This window comes from Nonomuraea sp. PA05, from assembly GCF_008086045.1.
Lineage (GTDB): Bacteria > Actinomycetota > Actinomycetes > Streptosporangiales > Streptosporangiaceae > Nonomuraea > Nonomuraea monospora.
Genome location: NZ_VSEY01000002.1, coordinates 389,667 through 405,914, shown reverse-complemented (window position 1 = coordinate 405,914; position 16,248 = coordinate 389,667). Strand labels below are relative to the sequence as shown.

Annotated in this window: 12 protein-coding genes; 5 read left to right on the top strand and 7 right to left on the bottom strand. The window is 71.7% G+C overall.

Features of this window, described 5'->3' with window-relative positions:
* The first annotated feature begins 247 nt into the window (after nucleotides 1-247).
* Genes FXF51_RS04845 through FXF51_RS04835 form a run of 3 tightly spaced genes read left to right on the top strand, consistent with a single transcriptional unit; the run spans nucleotide 248 to nucleotide 4,883 of the window.
* Nucleotides 248-2,515: a glycosyltransferase family 39 protein gene (locus FXF51_RS04845; RefSeq protein WP_148433004.1), complete on the top strand. Its 2,268-nt coding sequence runs from the start codon at nucleotides 248-250 to the stop codon at nucleotides 2,513-2,515.
* A complete protein-coding gene (locus tag FXF51_RS04840) occupies nucleotides 2,515-3,975 on the top strand; it encodes a glycosyltransferase (protein WP_148433003.1) in 1,461 nt (486 codons plus the stop codon). The genes FXF51_RS04845 and FXF51_RS04840 overlap by 1 nt, the downstream gene beginning before the upstream one ends.
* Nucleotides 3,976-4,013: 38 nt before the next feature.
* Nucleotides 4,014-4,883: an oxidoreductase gene (locus FXF51_RS04835; protein WP_148433002.1), complete on the top strand. Its 870-nt coding sequence runs from the start codon at nucleotides 4,014-4,016 to the stop codon at nucleotides 4,881-4,883.
* 39 nt (nucleotides 4,884-4,922) lie between these two features.
* Here FXF51_RS04835 and FXF51_RS04830 read toward each other — a convergent pair whose 3' ends face one another.
* Nucleotides 4,923-5,669, bottom strand: coding sequence for a class I SAM-dependent methyltransferase (locus tag FXF51_RS04830; protein WP_148433001.1), 747 nt, complete (start codon nucleotides 5,667-5,669; stop codon nucleotides 4,923-4,925).
* A gap of 98 nt (nucleotides 5,670-5,767) precedes the next feature.
* On the opposite strand from FXF51_RS04830, the gene add reads away from it, so the two are divergent.
* Nucleotides 5,768-6,790, top strand: a complete 1,023-nt coding sequence (gene add, locus FXF51_RS04825) for an adenosine deaminase (RefSeq protein ID WP_148433000.1) — start codon at nucleotides 5,768-5,770, stop codon at nucleotides 6,788-6,790.
* A gap of 25 nt (nucleotides 6,791-6,815) precedes the next feature.
* Here add and pgl read toward each other — a convergent pair whose 3' ends face one another.
* The 6 genes from pgl to tkt are packed head-to-tail and all read right to left on the bottom strand — an operon-like array spanning nucleotide 6,816 to nucleotide 14,873.
* Entirely contained in the window at nucleotides 6,816-7,589 is a 774-nt protein-coding gene (gene pgl, locus FXF51_RS04820; protein WP_148432999.1) for a 6-phosphogluconolactonase, read from the bottom strand.
* A gap of 23 nt (nucleotides 7,590-7,612) precedes the next feature.
* Nucleotides 7,613-8,527: a glucose-6-phosphate dehydrogenase assembly protein OpcA gene (locus FXF51_RS04815; protein ID WP_148432998.1), complete on the bottom strand. Its 915-nt coding sequence runs from the start codon at nucleotides 8,525-8,527 to the stop codon at nucleotides 7,613-7,615.
* A complete protein-coding gene (gene zwf, locus FXF51_RS04810) occupies nucleotides 8,528-10,129 on the bottom strand; it encodes a glucose-6-phosphate dehydrogenase (RefSeq protein WP_148432997.1) in 1,602 nt (533 codons plus the stop codon).
* A gap of 1 nt (nucleotide 10,130) precedes the next feature.
* Entirely contained in the window at nucleotides 10,131-11,744 is a 1,614-nt protein-coding gene (locus FXF51_RS04805) for a glucose-6-phosphate isomerase (protein ID WP_148433089.1), read from the bottom strand.
* The gene (tal, locus tag FXF51_RS04800) at nucleotides 11,744-12,835 is read right to left on the bottom strand and encodes a transaldolase (protein WP_148432996.1); all 1,092 of its coding nucleotides are present in this window, start codon (nucleotides 12,833-12,835) and stop codon (nucleotides 11,744-11,746) included. The genes FXF51_RS04805 and tal overlap by 1 nt, the downstream gene beginning before the upstream one ends.
* A 7-nt stretch (nucleotides 12,836-12,842) precedes the next feature.
* Complete coding sequence (gene tkt / locus FXF51_RS04795; RefSeq protein WP_411268344.1) at nucleotides 12,843-14,873, bottom strand: transketolase; 2,031 nt, start codon at nucleotides 14,871-14,873, stop codon at nucleotides 12,843-12,845.
* A gap of 379 nt (nucleotides 14,874-15,252) precedes the next feature.
* On the opposite strand from tkt, the gene FXF51_RS04790 reads away from it, so the two are divergent.
* A complete protein-coding gene (locus FXF51_RS04790; protein ID WP_148432994.1) occupies nucleotides 15,253-16,197 on the top strand; it encodes a heme o synthase in 945 nt (314 codons plus the stop codon).
* Nucleotides 16,198-16,248: the final 51 nt, after the last annotated feature.

Below are 16,248 nucleotides of genomic sequence, written 5' to 3'. Positions count from 1 at the left end.
GAGTGAGATCAAGGCTCTGAGCTGCTGCAACAGTGATAATCGGTGTCGGGTTGGACGGTACGGGCAAATCTCCTGACCCCGTGAATTCTGGCGACCCGTGGCCCTATCGGATCGCATCGTTGGAGAGACATGACTTGTACGGGTGTGCGCGTTCTGCGATTCGGTGTGACGGCGGGCGAATGCGTTAAATTCGGATATTTCCGTACGATATTTGCCGCCGGCGCGGCGCCGAGGCGGTGAGCGCGGCATGCCGTCCCAGGAACATCCGCCAGGGCTGAACCCGGTCGGGAAGGACGACTCGGTCGCCGTCGTCTTCCCCGCGCGCCCCCGTCCCGACGACCTCGAACACGGCGTGGAGGCGCTGCTCGCGACGCTCGCGGAAGCGGGCCTGGAGCACCGGATCGTCATCGTCGGCCGGCCGGGCGGCGCGCCCGGCGCTTTGGACGCGCTCGCGTCGCGCTATCCCGACCGCGTCATCACCGTGCCGCACAACGGGCCGCCCGACTCGCCGGAGGCCGAGCGCGCAGGGATCCTGGCCGCGCTGGAGCGCACCGACATGCGGCGGCTCGTGCTCGTCGGGCCGGGCGACCGGATCGACGCCGCCGACCTGCCCGTGCTGCTGCGCGTGCAGCGCGAGGAACGGGCCGACGCCGTGGTCGGCACGCCCGAGCGGACCCGCTCACGCTCCCGCCGCGCCACTGTGCTGACCTGGGCCGCGTGGGAACGCCTGCTGCCCAGGGGCCGCACGCGCGGCGGCGCCTGCTCCTACCGGCTGCTCGACAGATGGCTGCTGGAGGAGCCGGAGCACGGCGGGGCGGCGCGGCCCGCGCCCCTGGAGACGGCCGGGCGCGGGGACGTCAGGATCGTCGAGCTGCCCCTGTCGCCGCACGGCCGCACCCCGGCGCCGCGGGCCGTCTCGCGAGCCAGGGCGGGCCTGCGCTTCGACGGCGGCCGGCCCTGGCTCGCGAGACGCCCCGCCTGGCGGATGCCACGCGACCCGCTGCTCGCCGTGGTGACGCTGGTCAGCGTGGCGCTGTCGATCATCGCCTGCCTGTACCACCTGGACCTGGGCACCGTGCTGGCCTACAAGGACAGCGGCTCGCACCTGCTCATCGCCCGCCGGGTGCTCGACAGCCCGACCCCGGGGCTGGCCCAGCTCGGCGGCGTCTGGCCGCCGCTGCCGCACCTGCTGGCCCTGCCCCTCATCTGGCACGACGCGCTGTTCTACTCGGGGCTGGCGGGCTCGCTGATCTCGATGGTCTCGTACGTGGTCACCGTGCGGTACGCGTACCTGATCGCCGCCGGGATGGCCGGAACCGACCGCACGCGCCGCAGGGCGGCAGGGCTGACGGCGGCGGCGCTGCTCGCGCTCAACCCCAACCTGCTCTACCTGCAGAGCACCCCGATGACGGAGCTGCTGCTGTTCGCCTGCATCGCCGCGGCGGTGCACCACCTGGCGCAGTGGTGCCGCACCGGCCGGTACACGCAGCTCTCGATCGCCTCGGCGGCGACGCTGCTGGCCACGCTGACCCGCTACGAGGGCTGGGTGCTGGCGGTGGCCATGACGGTCGTGGTGGGGTACGTCTCCTTCCGCCGCTGGCGCGGGCTCGCCCGCCTGGAGGCGCACCTGATCTTCTTCGGGGTGGTCGCGTTCGCCGGGATCGCCGGCTGGGTCGCCTGGGCCTGGCTGATCTTCGACGACTGGCTGTACTGGCACTCCGGCGAGTACGCCAAGCCCGCGCTGTGGGTCGCGTCAGGCGATCCGAACATCGGCGCGGCGGGCGTCGCCCTGAGCACCTACGCCTACGCCATGGCGCACGCACTCGGCATGCTCACACCGATCGCGGGCGCGGCCGGGGTGCTGGTGTACGCCTGGCGGCGACGGCTCCAGGTGGAGGCGGTCGCCCCGTACGCGCTGCTGGTCTTCCTGCCGTTCTTCGTCCTGGCCCTGTACCTGGGGCAGCGCCCGCTGCACGTGCCCGAGGTGCACGGCGGCGGCCTCTACAACGTGCGCTTCGCCCTGGTGATGGCGCTCGCCGCGGCGATCTTCGCCGCCTACCTGGTGTCGCTGATCCCGCCGCGCCGCCGCTGGGCGCCGGCCGCCGCGGCCTGCGGCATGATCGGCACGGTGCTGGCGGTGCCGGGCACCGCGACGCTCGCCGAGCCGCTGCACTGGGACGCGGGCCACGAGGGGCGCGTCGCCGCGGGGGCGGTGGCCTGGCTGCGGCGCCACTACGACGGCGGGCTGGTGCTCATGGAGAACCACGGCAACGAGATCGTCGCCTTCGACTCGCGCGTCCCGCTGGGGCGCATCGTCTACGAGGGCAGCTTCCGGCTGTGGCGCCCGGCGCTGAAGGACCCGGCGGGCAGCGGGATCCAGTGGATCTACGCGCGTACCGCACCGGGCAAGGAGGACCGCACCTGGCGCGCGCTGCGCGACCGGGCCTCGCTGACGCATGACTTCACGCTGGTCTACCGGGACGCCGCCCAGCGCATCTACCGGAGGCGAGTGTGATGAGCACCTCACATCGTGAGCGCGACGGCCAGGCGGGCATCGGCGTCCTCGACGCGGACCTGAGCGCCCGGCGCCTGCTCAGCCGGGGGCAGGCGGCCGTCGCCGTCGCCGTCCCCGGCGTGATCGCCGTCGCGCTGCTCGCGCACGTGGCCTTCGGGTGGGGGCCGTCGCCGCTGTGGTGGTGCCAGGCCGCCATCGCGCTCGCCACCGCCGTCTACCTCGTCGTGCTCGCGTTCAAGACGGTCGTGGTGCTGGGCGCGTGGGAGGCCGAGGTCATCGACCTGGACGAGGCGGACCTGCACCGGCTGTCCGGCGAGGCGCTGCCGCCCTACACCGTGCTGGTGCCGCTGTACCGCGAGGCGGCGGTGCTGCCGGCTCTGCTGGAGCGGCTGGCCGGGCTCGACTACCCGGCCGAGTCGCTGCAGATCATGCTGCTGATCGAGGAGGACGACGAGGAGACCCGCGCGGCGCTGCCCGAGCTGGACGCGCCGTTCGAGGTGGTGCTCGTGCCGCCGTCCGCGCCGCGTACCAAGCCCAAGGCGTGCAACATCGGGCTCGCCAGGGCGCGCGGCGAGTACGTCGTCATCTACGACGCCGAGGACCGGCCCGAGCCCGACCAGCTCCGCAAGGCCGTGCTCGCCTTCCGCGCGCTGCCCGGCAGGGTCGTCTGCGTCCAGGCCGAGCTGCAGTACTGGAACCCCTGGACCAACTGGCTGACCCGGTGCTTCGCCGCCGAGTACGCCACCCACTTCAGCCTCATGCTGCGCGGCCTCGACCGTTACCGGCTGCCGATCCCGCTGGGCGGCACCTCCAACCACTTCCGCGCCGACGCGCTGCTCGCCCTGGGCGGCTGGGACCCGTACAACGTCACCGAGGACGCCGACCTGGGCATCCGCATCGCCCGCCGGGGCTGGGACGTGCGCATGATGGTCTCCGTCACCGAGGAGGAGGCCAACAGCCGCCTGGGCAACTGGATCCGCCAGCGCAGCCGCTGGATCAAGGGCTACCTGCAGACCTGGCTCGTGCACACCAGGCACCCGGTGCGGCTGTGGCGGCAGCTCGGGACGCGGCGGACGTTCGCCTTCCACCTCACGATGGGCCTGTCCACGATCACCACGCTGGTGAACCCGTTCTTCTGGGGCCTGACGCTGCTCTACCTGTGCACCGGCACCAAGTACGTGCAGGCGCTCTTCCCGCCCGTCTCGCTCTACTGCGGCGCCGCCGCCATGGTGATCGGCAACTCCCTGATGATCTACTGCATGATGGCCGGGTGCCTGGAACGCGGGCTCTTCCCCGCGGTACGGGCGATGCTGACCATCCCGCTCTACTGGGCGCTGATGAGCGTGGCCGCGTACAAGGCGCTGTGGCAGCTCGCCCGGCCGGACCAGCGGCACTTCTGGGAGCTGACGGAGCACGGGCTCGTGGAGGGCGAGAAGGATCTCCGGCCCGCGCTGCGGTGATCTAATGGGGGCAAACGGTCTTGTCCCCCGGAGTGACGATGACGACGTGGACCCCCGCCTCCATGCCCGACCTGACCGGCAGGAGCGCCGTCGTGACCGGCGCCAACAGCGGCATCGGCCTGCCGACCGCGCTGGAGCTGGCCCGCCACGGCGCGCACGTCGTCGTGGCCGCCCGCGACCCGGCCAAGGGCGCCGGGGCCGTCCGCCTGATCCGGCGCGAGGTGCCGGACGCCCGGGTCGAGTCCGGCCTGCTCGACCTGGCCGACCTCGCCTCGGTCAGGAGCTTTGCCGCCGGCGTGCGCGAGGTGGACCTGCTCGTCAACAACGCGGGCGTCGGCCTGATCCCGAAGGGGCTGACCAAGGACGGCTTCGAGACCCACTTCGGCACCAACCACCTGGGGCACTTCGCGCTCACCGGGCTGCTCCTGCCCCTGCTCGCCGCCCGTCCCGGCGCGCGGGTGGTGACCGTGTCCAGCGACGCGTACGCCGCAGGCCGGATCGACTTCGACGACCTCGGGCTGGAACGCGGCTACGGGCGCATGGCCGCCTACGCGCGCTCCAAGCTCGCCAACCTGCTGTTCGCGCTGGAGTTGCAGCGGCGGGCCGACCGCGCGGGCGTGGACCTCAAGAGCGTCGCCACCCATCCGGGGACGACCGCCACGAACATCGTCAAGGTGGGGCCGCTCCAGCCGCTCGTCCGGCTGCTGCTGAAGCCGCCCGCGGCCGGGGCCGTGCCCTTGCTGTACGCCGCCACATCGCCGGACGTGCGCGGGGGTGAGTACTTCGGGCCCAAGGCGCGGCTGCTGCGCATCGCGCGGGTGGCGCAGTCGGAGGAACTGGCGGCCCGGCTGTGGGAGGTGTCGGCCGAGCTGACGGGCGTGCGGTTCGAGCAGCTCACCGGCCGCTGAACGACGTGCGGTTCGAGCATCGCCGGTCGCTGAACGACGTCACTTGACGGCGCGCGCGAGGTAGGCGCAGACGGGGAACCCGTCCCGCTCGTACGGGGCCGCGAGCCGGGTGTACTCCGCCCGGATGCGCCGCACGACCTCCGGCGGCTGGTAGCCGATCATCCCGAACCGCGGCCCGCCCACCTCCACCACGTCCGTCCACCACGCCGCCACGTCCACCTGGTGCCGCCACCGCACCGCCTCCACGGCCGCCTCCCTGAACCCCGCCCCCTCCAGCAGGGCGGTGAACAGCGGCGGCGTGTCGTGGGCGGAGAAGGGGCGGGGCGGCGGGTCGTAGGGGACCCCGGACGCGGCGATGGCCTCGCTGAACACGCTGGTGGCCGTCATCTCGTCGGACTTCCACCAGCTCAGCGCCACGGTGCCGCCCGGCCGCAGCACGCGGCGCAGCTCGCTGAGCGCGGCGGGCGCGTCGGGCACGTGATTGATGACGAAGTTGCCCGCGACGCAGTCGAAGCCGCCGTCCTCGAACGGCAGCTCCGGGAGCGCGGCCCGGCGGATGGTCGCGTACGGGTGCCGCCGGGCGAGCAGCTCCAGCATGACCGGGTCGCTGTCGACGGCGGTGACCTCGGCGCCCAGCGTGAGCGCCGCCGCCGTCACCACGCCGGTGCCGCATCCCACGTCGAGCAGGCGGCGGGCGCGGCTCTGGCGGGCGGGGGCGAGCAGGTGGCCGACGGTGTGCGAGCTGAGGTGGGCGAAGCCGCGATCGTACGCTTCGGCGTTGGTCACCGGCCCAGCCTAGCCGAGCCACGGAACCTGACAATCTCAGGTGAGATTCAACCGCAAAGCCTGTTTTTTCGGGAAATGTCGGCCATAAGGTCGTCGGCATGACCTCCATCGACGCCTTCATCGACGCCCTGCCCAAGGTCGAACTGCACGTCCACCTGGTGGGCTCCGCCTCGGTCGCGACCGTGCTGGAGCTGTCGCGCCGCCACCCGGGCAGCACCGTCCCCACCAGCGAGGAGGAGCTGCGCCGGTTCTACCGGTTCGTCGACTTCCCGCACTTCGCCCGCGTCTACCGGGCCGTCAACGCGCTCGTCCGCGAGCCGGAGGACGTCGCCACCCTCGTCCTCGGCCTGGCCCGCGACCTCGCCGGACAGGGCGCCCGCTACGTGGAGCTGCAGGTCACCCCGTACGCCCACCACATGGTCGGGATGCCCGCGCGCGAGGTCACCGAGGCCCTCGACCTGGCCGCCGCCCGCTCACTCACCGGCCACGGGGTCGAGATGGCCTACATCTTCGACATCCCGGGCGAGTACGGCGAGGAGGCCGCGAAGGTGACGCTGGAGCACGCCCTCCAGGAACCTCCCGCCGCCCTGGTAGGTTTCGGCATCGGCGGAATCGAACAGGAACGTGCCAAGTATCGGGACGCCTACCGCTCCGCCTTCTCCGCCGCCCGCGCCGCCGGCCTGCACAGCGTTCCGCACGGCGGCGAGATGACCGGCCCCGAGACGATCTGGGAGGTCATCGACGGGTACGGCGCCGAGCGCATCGGCCACGGCATCAACTGCCTGTCCGACCCGCGCCTGGTGGCCCACCTGCGCGAGAGTCAGCTCCCGCTGGACGTCTGCCCCACCTCCAACGTGTGCACCGGCCAGGTAGGGCGCATCGAGGACCATCCGCTGCCCAGGATGCTGGAGGAGGGCCTGTACGTGACGCTGAACAGCGACGACCCGCCCATGTTCGCCACCACGCTGGCCGAGGAGTATCGGGTGGCGCACCGGGTGTTCGGGTTCGGCAAGCCGGAGCTGGCGGAGTTCGCGCGCAACGGGGTGCGGGCGTCCTACCTGGGGGAGGGGCGCAAGCGGGAGCTGCTGGCCGAGATCGACACGCTTGCCGCAGCGGGCTGATCCCGGCCGGGCCCCTCTCAGCGCCTCACGGCGACGCCATGCGCCCCAGCTCGGGCGGGATCTTGCTCGCCGCCCTGCGGTCCAGCAGGAACAACGTCCGCCCCCGCCCCCGCGCGCCGGCGGCGGGCACCTGCACCGGCCCGGACTCCGACAGCGCGAGCCGTACGGCCCCCGACTTCTCCTCACCGGCCGCCACCACCCACACCTCGCGGGAGGCCTGGATGGCGGGCAGCGTCAGGGAGATGCGGGTGGGCGGCGGCTTGGGCGAGCCGTGCACCGCCACCACCGGCCGGGTGTCGTAGAGCGCGGGCATCCCGGGGAACAGGGACGCCACGTGCGAGTCGGGGCCCATGCCGAGCAGCATGACGTCGAAGCTCGGCACCGGCCCGTGGTCCTCGGGCCTGGCGGCCCCGCGCAGCTCGGCGGCGTACGCGTCGGCCGACTCCTCGGCCGTCATGCCCGAGTCGGGGCCGCGCATGACGTGCACCCGCGCGGGGTCCACGTCCACGTGGTCGAGCAGGGCGGCGCGGGCGCCGGTCTCGTTGCGCTCCTTGTCGCCGGCGGGCACGAAGCGTTCGTCGCCCCACCAGATGTCCAGGCGCCGCCAGTCGACGGCGTCCCTGGCCGGGGTGGCGGCGATGGCCGCGAGCGTGGCGATGCCGACGGTGCCGCCCGTCAGCACGAGCGACGCCGAGCCCTTGGCCGACTGGACGTCCACGAGACGGGTGATGATCCGCGCGGCGACGGCCTTGGCCAGGACGTCGGCGTCGCGGTGCACGACGATGCCGGGAACGCTCATGGTCGTCTCCCCTTGAACTGCCGTCATCCCTTGTACGTCCTCGCGAACCGCTTGACCGCGGCCTCGTAGATCTCGTCGGTGTCGAGCCTGCGCAGCTCCTCGGCCATCAGCTCGGAGGTCTGCCGCCTGGCCAGCGCCACGTTCCTGTCGGGCTGGCCGGGCCGGGACAGCGTGGCCAGCCGGGCGTCGGTCCTGACGACCGCCAGCTCGCCGTCGGAGACCTGCAGACGCACGGCGGTCAGGCCGGGCCCCGGCGAGTCGACGACCTTGATCGGGGCGCCGAGCCGCTCCGACAGCCACGCGGCCAGCAGCGGCGCGCTCGGGTGGCCGGGGGAGGCCTCCACGGTGCCCTTGCGCACCTTGCCCACCGGCTGGTCGAACGCGGCGGCCAGCAGGCTGCGCCACGGCGTCAGCCGCGCCCAGGACAGGTCGGTGTCGCCGCGCGCGTAGCCCTTGGCCCGGATGACCAGCGACTTGACGCCGCCGTCGTCGAAGCCCTTGGCGTCGGTGATGCGCCGCTGCGCCAGCGCCCCGATCGCGTCCTTGGCCGGCGCGTCGGGCGCGGCGCCCGGCCACCACGCCACCACCGGCGTGTCGGGCAGCAGCAGCGGGCTGACCACGGAGTCGGCGTGGTCGGTGAGCTCGCCGTACAGGCGCAGCACGACGACCTCGCCGGGCGTGTTCTCGCCGATGCGCAGCTCCGCGTCGAGCCTGATGGCCTCCTCCGGCTCGCGCTTGATCACCACGATGATGCGCGACGGGTGCTCGCGGGCGGCCTCCGTGGCGGCGCGCAGCGCGTCGTACTGGTGGCGCTCCTCGCTGACCACGACGAGCGTGAGCACCATGCCGATGGCCGGCGCGCCCATCTGGTGACGGAGATGGGTGAGCTGGGCGGCGATCTTGCCCGCCGTCGTGTCCGTCAACATGAACGTGGTCATCTAGAGCCTCCTCCACACGCGGCCGTCGCGGGCCATCATCGCGTCGGCCGACTCGGGCCCCCACGAACCGGACTCGTACGGCTCCGGCTGCCCCTGCGTGGCCCAGAACTCCTCGATCGGGTCGAGGATGTTCCACGACAGCTCCACCTCCCGCTGGTGCGGGAAGAGCGGCGGATCGCCGATCATCACGTCGAGCAGCAGCCGCTCGTACGCCTCCGGCGACGACTCCAGGAACGACTCGCCGTAGGCGAAGTCCATGGACACGTCACGGACCTCCATGGCGGTGCCGGGCACCTTCGAGCCGAACCGCACCGTGATGCCCTCGTCGGGCTGCACGCGGACCACCAGCGCGTTCTGGCCGAGGATCTCCGTGTCGTCCTTGCTGAACGGCAGGTGCGGCGCCCGCTGGAACACCACGGCCACCTCGGTGACGCGGCGGCCCAGCCGCTTGCCGGTGCGCAGGTAGAACGGCACCCCGGCCCAGCGCCTGTTGGCGATCTCCAGCTTGATGGCGGCGTAGGTCTCGGTCGTGGACTGCTGGGAGATGCCCTCCTCCTGGAGGTAGCCGACGACCTTCTCGCCGCCCTGCCAGCCCGCGGAGTACTGGCCGCGCGCGGTGTTGAGCCCCAGGTTGGCGGGCAGCCGCACGGCCTTGAGCACCTTCTCCTTCTCCCGCCGCAGCGAGTTGGCCTCGAAGGAGGTCGGGTCCTCCATCGCGACGAGCGCGAGGAGCTGGAGCAGGTGGTTCTGGATCACGTCGCGGGCGGCGCCGATGCCGTCGTAGTAGCCGGCCCGGCCGCCGATGCCGATGTCCTCGGCCATCGTGATCTGCACGTGGTCGACGAAGCTGCGGTTCCAGATCGGCTCGTAGAGGTTGTTGGCGAACCTCAGCGCCATGATGTTCTGGACGGTCTCCTTGCCCAGGTAGTGGTCGATCCGGAAGATCGAGCTCTCCGGGAAGGCCGAGGTGGTGATCTCGTTCAGCTCGTGGGCCGACTGCAGGTCGTGCCCGAACGGCTTCTCGATCACCACGCGCCGCCACGACCCGTCGGGCGCGTCGGACAGCCCCGTCCGCTTGAGCTGCTCCACCACCACGGGGAAGAACTTCGGCGGAACCGACAGGTAGAAAGCGTAGTTTCCGCCGGTGCCGCGGGTCTCGTCGATCTCAGCCAACGCCATGGCCAGCGCGTCGAACGCCCCGTCGTCCGAGAACTCGCCCGGCACGAAATGGATGCCCTCGCGGATCTGCTTCCAGACCTCCTCGCGGAACGGGGTCCTGGCGTGCGCCTTGACGGCGTCGTGCGTCAACTGGGCGAAATCCTGGTCTTTCCAATCGCGCCGGGCGAAGCCGACCAGCGAGAAGCCGGGCGGCAGCAGCCCCCGGTTCCCCAGGTCGTAAATCGCCGGCAGCAGCTTGCGCTTGGCCAGGTCACCCGTCACGCCGAACAACACCATCACACACGGCCCGGCCACCCGGGGCAGCCGCTTGTCGCGCGGGTCGCGCAGCGGGTTGGCGGCTGCCACTTCCTCAGTGGTGGCGGTGCCCGCGACGGCCGCCGCAACGGTGACGGCTTCCTCCGCGGGTGCTGCCGGGTCTGTCATCTCAAGCCTCCTGTGCGGCCTCGAGCAAACGCGCGACACCCGCCGCGCGGTCGGTCAAATGCAGGCGTACGGCCGGACGCCCGCGGGTCTCCAGCGCCGCCAGATCCCCCAGGGCCTGGGCGAGCTGGAGCCTGCCCAGGCTGTACGGCCTGCCGGGCACGGCGACGTCCTCGGTCACCACCCCCGTGATCTGCAGGAACACGCCGTTCTGCGGCCCGCCCTTGTGGTACTGCCCGGTGGAGTGCAGGAACCGCGGCCCCCAGCCGAACGTCACCGGCCGGCTGGTCCGCAGCGCGAGCAGCGTCCGCAACGTCAGCGGATCGGCCATCATCCACGCGTCGGTCATCTGCTCGAAGTCGGCCCCCTCCGGAACCGGGGCGTCGAAGGCGGCCAGCCGGTCCAGGTAAGCCATGATCGCCAGGTAGCCGTCGCCGGGGACCGCGTGCAGCAGCTCCGCGAACAGCCCCGGCAGGTCCTTGGCCGTCGCCGCCCCGTACACCTCGACCGGGCCGTCCGTGAACGCGGGCGCGCCGGTCGGCAGGTCGGGCAGGGCCAGCAGGGCGGTGGTGTTCTCCTTCGACTCGGCCACCTGCGGCTGGTCGAACGGATCCACCTCCAGCAGCAGCCCGGCCACCGCGGTGGCGTACTCCCAGACCAGGAACTGCGCGCCCAGCGGCCCGTCCACGCGCACGTCGCCGACGTCGGACTCGATCGCGACGACCAGCTCGTCGCCCGACCTGTTCGGGTCGGCGCCGACGACCGGCAGGATGCCCCTGCCCTGCTTGCCGGTGGACTCGGCGACGAGCTGCTCGATCCAGTCGGGCAGCCCGAAGATGGGCGAGAGCTGGTCCTCCAGGAGCAGCTTGTCGCGCCCGGCCAGCGCCGCGCCGCCGAGCGCCGCCCCCAGGTCCAGCCCGGGGTTGCCGGTGTCGAGCGACAGCAGCGGCAGCACCTCGGCGGCCTCGTCGAGCAGCCCCGCCACGTCGGCCCCTGCCAGCGCGGCGGGCACCAGCCCGAACGCCGACAGCGCCGAGTAGCGGCCGCCCACGTCGGGCGGCGCGAGCACCAGCTCGTGGCCGCCGTCGGCGGCGAGCTGCTCCAGCGGCGAGCCGGGGTCGGTGACCACCACGACGCGGCCCGCGGGGTCGAGGCCCGCGTCCGCGAAGAGCCGCTGGTAGATCCGCAGATGGCAGTCGGTCTCCACGGTCGAGCCGCTCTTGCTGGCCACCACCACGACCGTGGAATCCAGGCGGTCGGTCAGCGCGCGGCGGACCTGCCCGGGGTCGGTCGTGTCGAGCACGGTGAGCGGCACGTCGGCGGTGGCGCAGATGACCTCCGCCGCCAGCGACGAGCCGCCCATCCCGGCCAGGACCACGTTCGTCAGGCCCTCGGCGCGGGCCCTCGCCGCGAGCTCGCCCAGGGCGGGCAGCAGCTCGCGGGAGGAGCGGGGCAGGGTCAGCCAGCCGAGCCTGACCGCCGCCTCCGCCTCGGCGTCCTCACCCCACAGCGTGGGGTCGCCGCCGGCGAGCCGCGCGGGCACGCCGTCGGCGACGAGGCGCCCCGCGACGGAGGAGGCGGCCGAGGCCACCCCCTCCTCGCGGTAGGACACCTCCATCACGGAACCAGGTTCTTGGTGACGCTCTCGAGCAGCTCGTTCCAGGACGCCTCGAACTTCTCCACGCCCTCGTCCTCCAGGACCTTCACCACGTCGTCGTAGTCGACGCCGGCGTCCTTGAGCGCGGCCATGGTGTTCCAGGCCTGCTCGTAGAACGGGCGGACGGTGTCGCCGGTGACGTTGGCGTGGTCGGCCGTGGAGTCGAGCGTCTTCTCCGGCATCGTGTTGACGGTGCCGGGGGCGACGAGCTGGTCGACGTACATGGTGTCGGAGTATTCAGGGTTCTTGACGCCGGTCGAGGCCCACAGCGGGCGCTGCGGCCGGGCGCCGGCGGCGCGCAGGCTCTGCCACCGCTCGGAGTTCATGACCTCCTCGAACGCCGCGTACGCCAGGCGCGCGTTGGCGATGCCCGCCTTGCCCTTCAGCTCCGGCTTGCCGAGCTGCTCCAGGCGCTTGTCGATCTCGGTGTCGACGCGGCTGACGAAGAACGAGGCCACCGACTCGATCGAGGCCAGGTTCAGGCCCTTGGCCTGCGCGGCCTCCAGGCCGGCCAGCCAGGCGTCCATGACCGCGCGGTAGCGCTCCAGGGAGAAGATCAGCGTGACGTTGACGCTGATGCCCTCCGACAGCGCCTGCGTGATCGCGGGCAGGCCCTCGACCGTCGCCGGGATCTTGATCATCAGGTTGGGCCTGTCGACCAGCCACCACAGCGCGCGGGCCTCGGCGATCGTCTTCTCGCTCTCGCGGGCCAGCCGCGGGTCCACCTCCAGCGACACGCGGCCGTCCACGCCGCCGCTGGCGTCGTAGACCGGGCGCAGCACGTCGGCGGCCCAGCGGATGTCGTAGGCGGTGAGGGCGCGTACGGCCTCGCCCACCTCGACGCCGCGTACGGCCAGGTCGTGCAGCTGGCTGTCGTAGGCGTCGCCCTTGCTGAGCGCGTTGGCGAAGATCGTGGGGTTGGAGGTGACCCCGACGACGTTCTTCTCGCGGATCAGCTGCTCCAGGTTGCCGCTGCGCAGGCGCTCACGGCTGATGTCGTCGAGCCAGATGGCAACGCCCTGGCCGGACAGCTTCTTGAGGATCTCGCTCATCTCTTCTTCAGTTTCCCGTCGTCTCGCCCTTGTCCTGACCCAGCTTGGCCAGGCTCGCCTTGGCCGCCGCCGCCACGCGCTCAGCCGTCAGCCCGAACTGCTCGTACAAAGTCTTGTACGGCGCAGAGGCACCGAAGTGTTCGAGGCTGACCACCTCGCCGCATTCGCCGACGTACTCGTGCCAGCCGAGCGCGATGCCCGCCTCGACCGCCACCCGAGCCCGGATCGACGAGGGCAGAACCGTCTGCCTGTATGCGGTGTCCTGCCCGTTGAACCACTCGACACACGGCATCGAGACCACTCGCGTGGGGATGCCCTGCGACTCCAGGAGCTCGCGGCCGTTCAGCGCGATCTCCACCTCGCTGCCCGTGGCGATGAGGATGACCTTCGGCTGGCCGTCGGACGCCTCACGCAGCACGTAGCCGCCGCGGGCCACGCCCTCGGCGCTGGTGCCCTCGACGACCGGCAGGTTCTGCCTGGTCAGCGCCAGCGCGGCGGGGCGGTCGGTGTGCTCCAGCACGGTCTTCCACGCGTACGCCGTCTCGTTGGCGTCGGCCGGGCGCACCACGTCGAGGCCGGGGATCGCGCGCAGCGCCCACAGGTGCTCGATCGGCTGGTGGGTGGGGCCGTCCTCGCCGAGGCCGATCGAGTCGTGCGTCCACACGTAGGTGACCGGCAGCTTCATCAGCGCGGCCAGCCGCACCGCGGGCCGCATGTAGTCGGAGAAGACCAGGAACGTGCCGCCGTACGGGCGGGTGCCGCCGTGCAGCGCGATGCCGTTGAGGATGGCGCCCATGGCGTGCTCGCGGATGCCGAAGTGCAGCGTGCGGCCGAAGCGGTTGCCCTTGAAGTCCTTGGTCTGGAACTCCTCGGGGATGAAGGACGGCTCGCCCTTCATCGTGGTGAGGTTGGACTCGGCCAGGTCGGCCGAGCCGCCCCACAGCTCGGGCAGCACCGGCGCCAGCGCGTTGAGCACCTCGCCGCTCGCCTTGCGGGTGGCGACGGAGGAGCCCTTCTCGAACGACGGCAGCGCGGTGGCCCAGCCGGCCGGCAGCTCGCGGCGGGAGATGCGGTCGAGCTCGGCGGCCCGCTCCTCGTTGGCCAGGCGCCACTCGGCGTAGGACTTGTCCCACTCGGCGTGGTCCGCGCGGCCGCGCTGGGCGACGCCGCGGGCGTGCTCCAGCACCTCGGCCGGCACGTCGAAGGTCTTGGCCGGGTCCATGCCCAGCACTTCCTTGGTGGCCTTCACCTCGGCCTCGCCCAGGGCGGAGCCGTGGATCTTGCCGGTGTTCTGCTTGTTGGGGGCCGGGTAGCCGATGATCGTGCGCAGCCGGATGAACGACGGCCGGTCGGTCTCCGCCCTGGCCGCCTGGAGGGCGTCGTAGAGGGCCTGGACGTCCTCGACGTACTCGCCGGACTCGGTCCAGTCGACGCTCTGGGTGTGCCAGCCGTAGGCCTCGTAGCGCTTGACCACGTCCTCCGACAGGGCGATCTGCGTGTCGTCCTCGATGGAGATGTGGTTGTCGTCGTAGACGACGACGAGGTTGCCCAGCCTCTGGTGGCCGGCGAGGGAGCTGGCCTCGTGGCTGATGCCCTCCTCGATGTCGCCGTCGCTGACGAAGCACCAGATGTTGTGGTCGAACGGCGAGGCGCCGTCGGCGGCCTCGGGGTCGAACAGGCCGCGCTCGCGGCGGGCCGCCATGGCCATGCCGACGGCGTTGGCGATGCCCTGGCCGAGCGGGCCCGTCGTGGTCTCCACACCCGCCGTGTGCCCGTGCTCGGGGTGACCCGGCGTCAGGCTGTCCCACTGCCGCAGGCGCCTGAGGTCGTCCAGCGTCAGGCCGTAACCGGACAGGTAGAGCTGGATGTAGAGCGTCAGGCTGCTGTGGCCGCACGACAGGACGAAACGGTCACGGCCGAGCCAGTTGGGGTCGGTCGGGTCGTGACGCATCACGCGCTGGAACAGCAGGTATGCGGCGGGGGCCAGACTCATGGCGGTGCCGGGGTGACCCGAGCCCGCCTTCTCCACTGCGTCCATCGCCAGTGCTCGAACGACGTCGACCGCCTGCTTGTCCAGGTCGGTCCATTCAAGGGCTGGCACGAGTTCGGTGCTCAAGTGCTCGATCTCCGGAATCTAGTTGTCATTGGTCGTACCGGTGGCTGTCCCGCCTGCGGCGGCTGGCCGCAGGTTGCGCTGCCCGCGCCTACACGGAACCCTAACCGGGTGGAGCTGGCGATCGATTCCCATTCCACCTTCGCGTGTCCATGTACTGCATGTACGGCGCAAGCCCCCCATTGGCCGGACCGGCCGCCCCTGCGACTACAGTTTGTTTGTTCGCAGGGGCGCCACCGGCGCCCGCCCATGGATCCGCTCTCATCAGAGGTTACGCGTTGACTTCCGACAGGCTGGAAGCGCCTTGACGGTGCTGACCAACAGGCAGGCGACGGCCCCATCACCGCAGGTGAAGGCGCCGCGCTCGATCGGCATGATCGTCAAGGCCTACATCGCGCTCACCAAGCCGCGGATCATCGAGCTGCTGCTGATCACGACGCTGCCCGTGATGTTCCTCGCAGCGGGCGGCCTGCCGCCGCTGTGGACGTCGATCGCGGTCATGGTGTTCGGCACCCTGTCGGCGGGCAGCGCCAACGCGCTCAACTGCTACGTGGACCGCGACATCGACCAGAAGATGCGCCGCACCCGCCGCAGGCCGCTGGCCAGGCACCAGGTCTCGCCGCGCGGCGCGCTGATCTTCGGCATCGTGCTGGGCGTGCTGTCCACGGCCGGCCTGTGGCTGACCACCAACTGGCTGGCCGCGGTGCTCTCGCTCGGCGCGATCCTGTTCTACGTGCTGGTCTACTCGATGCTGCTCAAGCGCCGCACGGCGCAGAACATCGTGTGGGGCGGCATCGCGGGCTGCATGCCGGTCATGATCGGCTGGGCGGGCATCACCGAGCGGCTCGACTGGGCGCCGCTGGTGCTGTTCGGCGTGGTGTTCTTCTGGACGCCGCCGCACACCTGGACGCTGGCCATGCGGTACAAGGAGGACTACGCGGCGGCCAAGGTGCCGATGCTGCCGGTGGTGGCCACCGAACGGCGGGTCATCCTGGAGTCCATCGCCTACACCTGGGCCACCGTGCTGTGCTCGCTGGCGTTGTGGCCGGTGGCGGGCACCACGTTGTTCTATCCGATCGTGGCGGCCGTGCTGGGCGCGATGTGCCTGTGGGAGGTGCACCGCCTGCTGGCCAGGCTCAACTCCGGCAAGAGCGGTGTGGACCTGCGGCCGATGCGCTTCTTCCACTGGTCGAACGCCTACCTGGCGCTGCTGTTCCTCGCGGTCGCGATCGACCCGCTGCTGGCCTGATCGTGCAGAGCCCGGCCGTCGCGCCGGGCTTTTTCGCGTTCCTGTGATGCA

Bases quoted from the DNA above. Each gene is read 5' to 3' on its own strand.
- FXF51_RS04845 (WP_148433004.1), top strand. From the start codon at position 248: ATGCCGTCCCAGGAACATCCGCCAGGGCTGAACCCGGTCGGGAAGGAC.
- FXF51_RS04840 (WP_148433003.1), top strand. From the start codon at position 2,515: ATGAGCACCTCACATCGTGAGCGCGACGGCCAGGCGGGCATCGGCGTC.
- FXF51_RS04835 (WP_148433002.1), top strand. From the start codon at position 4,014: ATGACGACGTGGACCCCCGCCTCCATGCCCGACCTGACCGGCAGGAGC.
- add (WP_148433000.1), top strand. From the start codon at position 5,768: ATGACCTCCATCGACGCCTTCATCGACGCCCTGCCCAAGGTCGAACTG.
- pgl (WP_148432999.1), bottom strand. From the start codon at position 7,589: ATGAGCGTTCCCGGCATCGTCGTGCACCGCGACGCCGACGTCCTGGCC.
- FXF51_RS04815 (WP_148432998.1), bottom strand. From the start codon at position 8,527: ATGACCACGTTCATGTTGACGGACACGACGGCGGGCAAGATCGCCGCC.
- zwf (WP_148432997.1), bottom strand. From the start codon at position 10,129: ATGACAGACCCGGCAGCACCCGCGGAGGAAGCCGTCACCGTTGCGGCG.
- FXF51_RS04805 (WP_148433089.1), bottom strand. From the start codon at position 11,744: ATGGAGGTGTCCTACCGCGAGGAGGGGGTGGCCTCGGCCGCCTCCTCC.
- tal (WP_148432996.1), bottom strand. From the start codon at position 12,835: ATGAGCGAGATCCTCAAGAAGCTGTCCGGCCAGGGCGTTGCCATCTGG.
- tkt (WP_411268344.1), bottom strand. From the start codon at position 14,873: ATGGACGCAGTGGAGAAGGCGGGCTCGGGTCACCCCGGCACCGCCATG.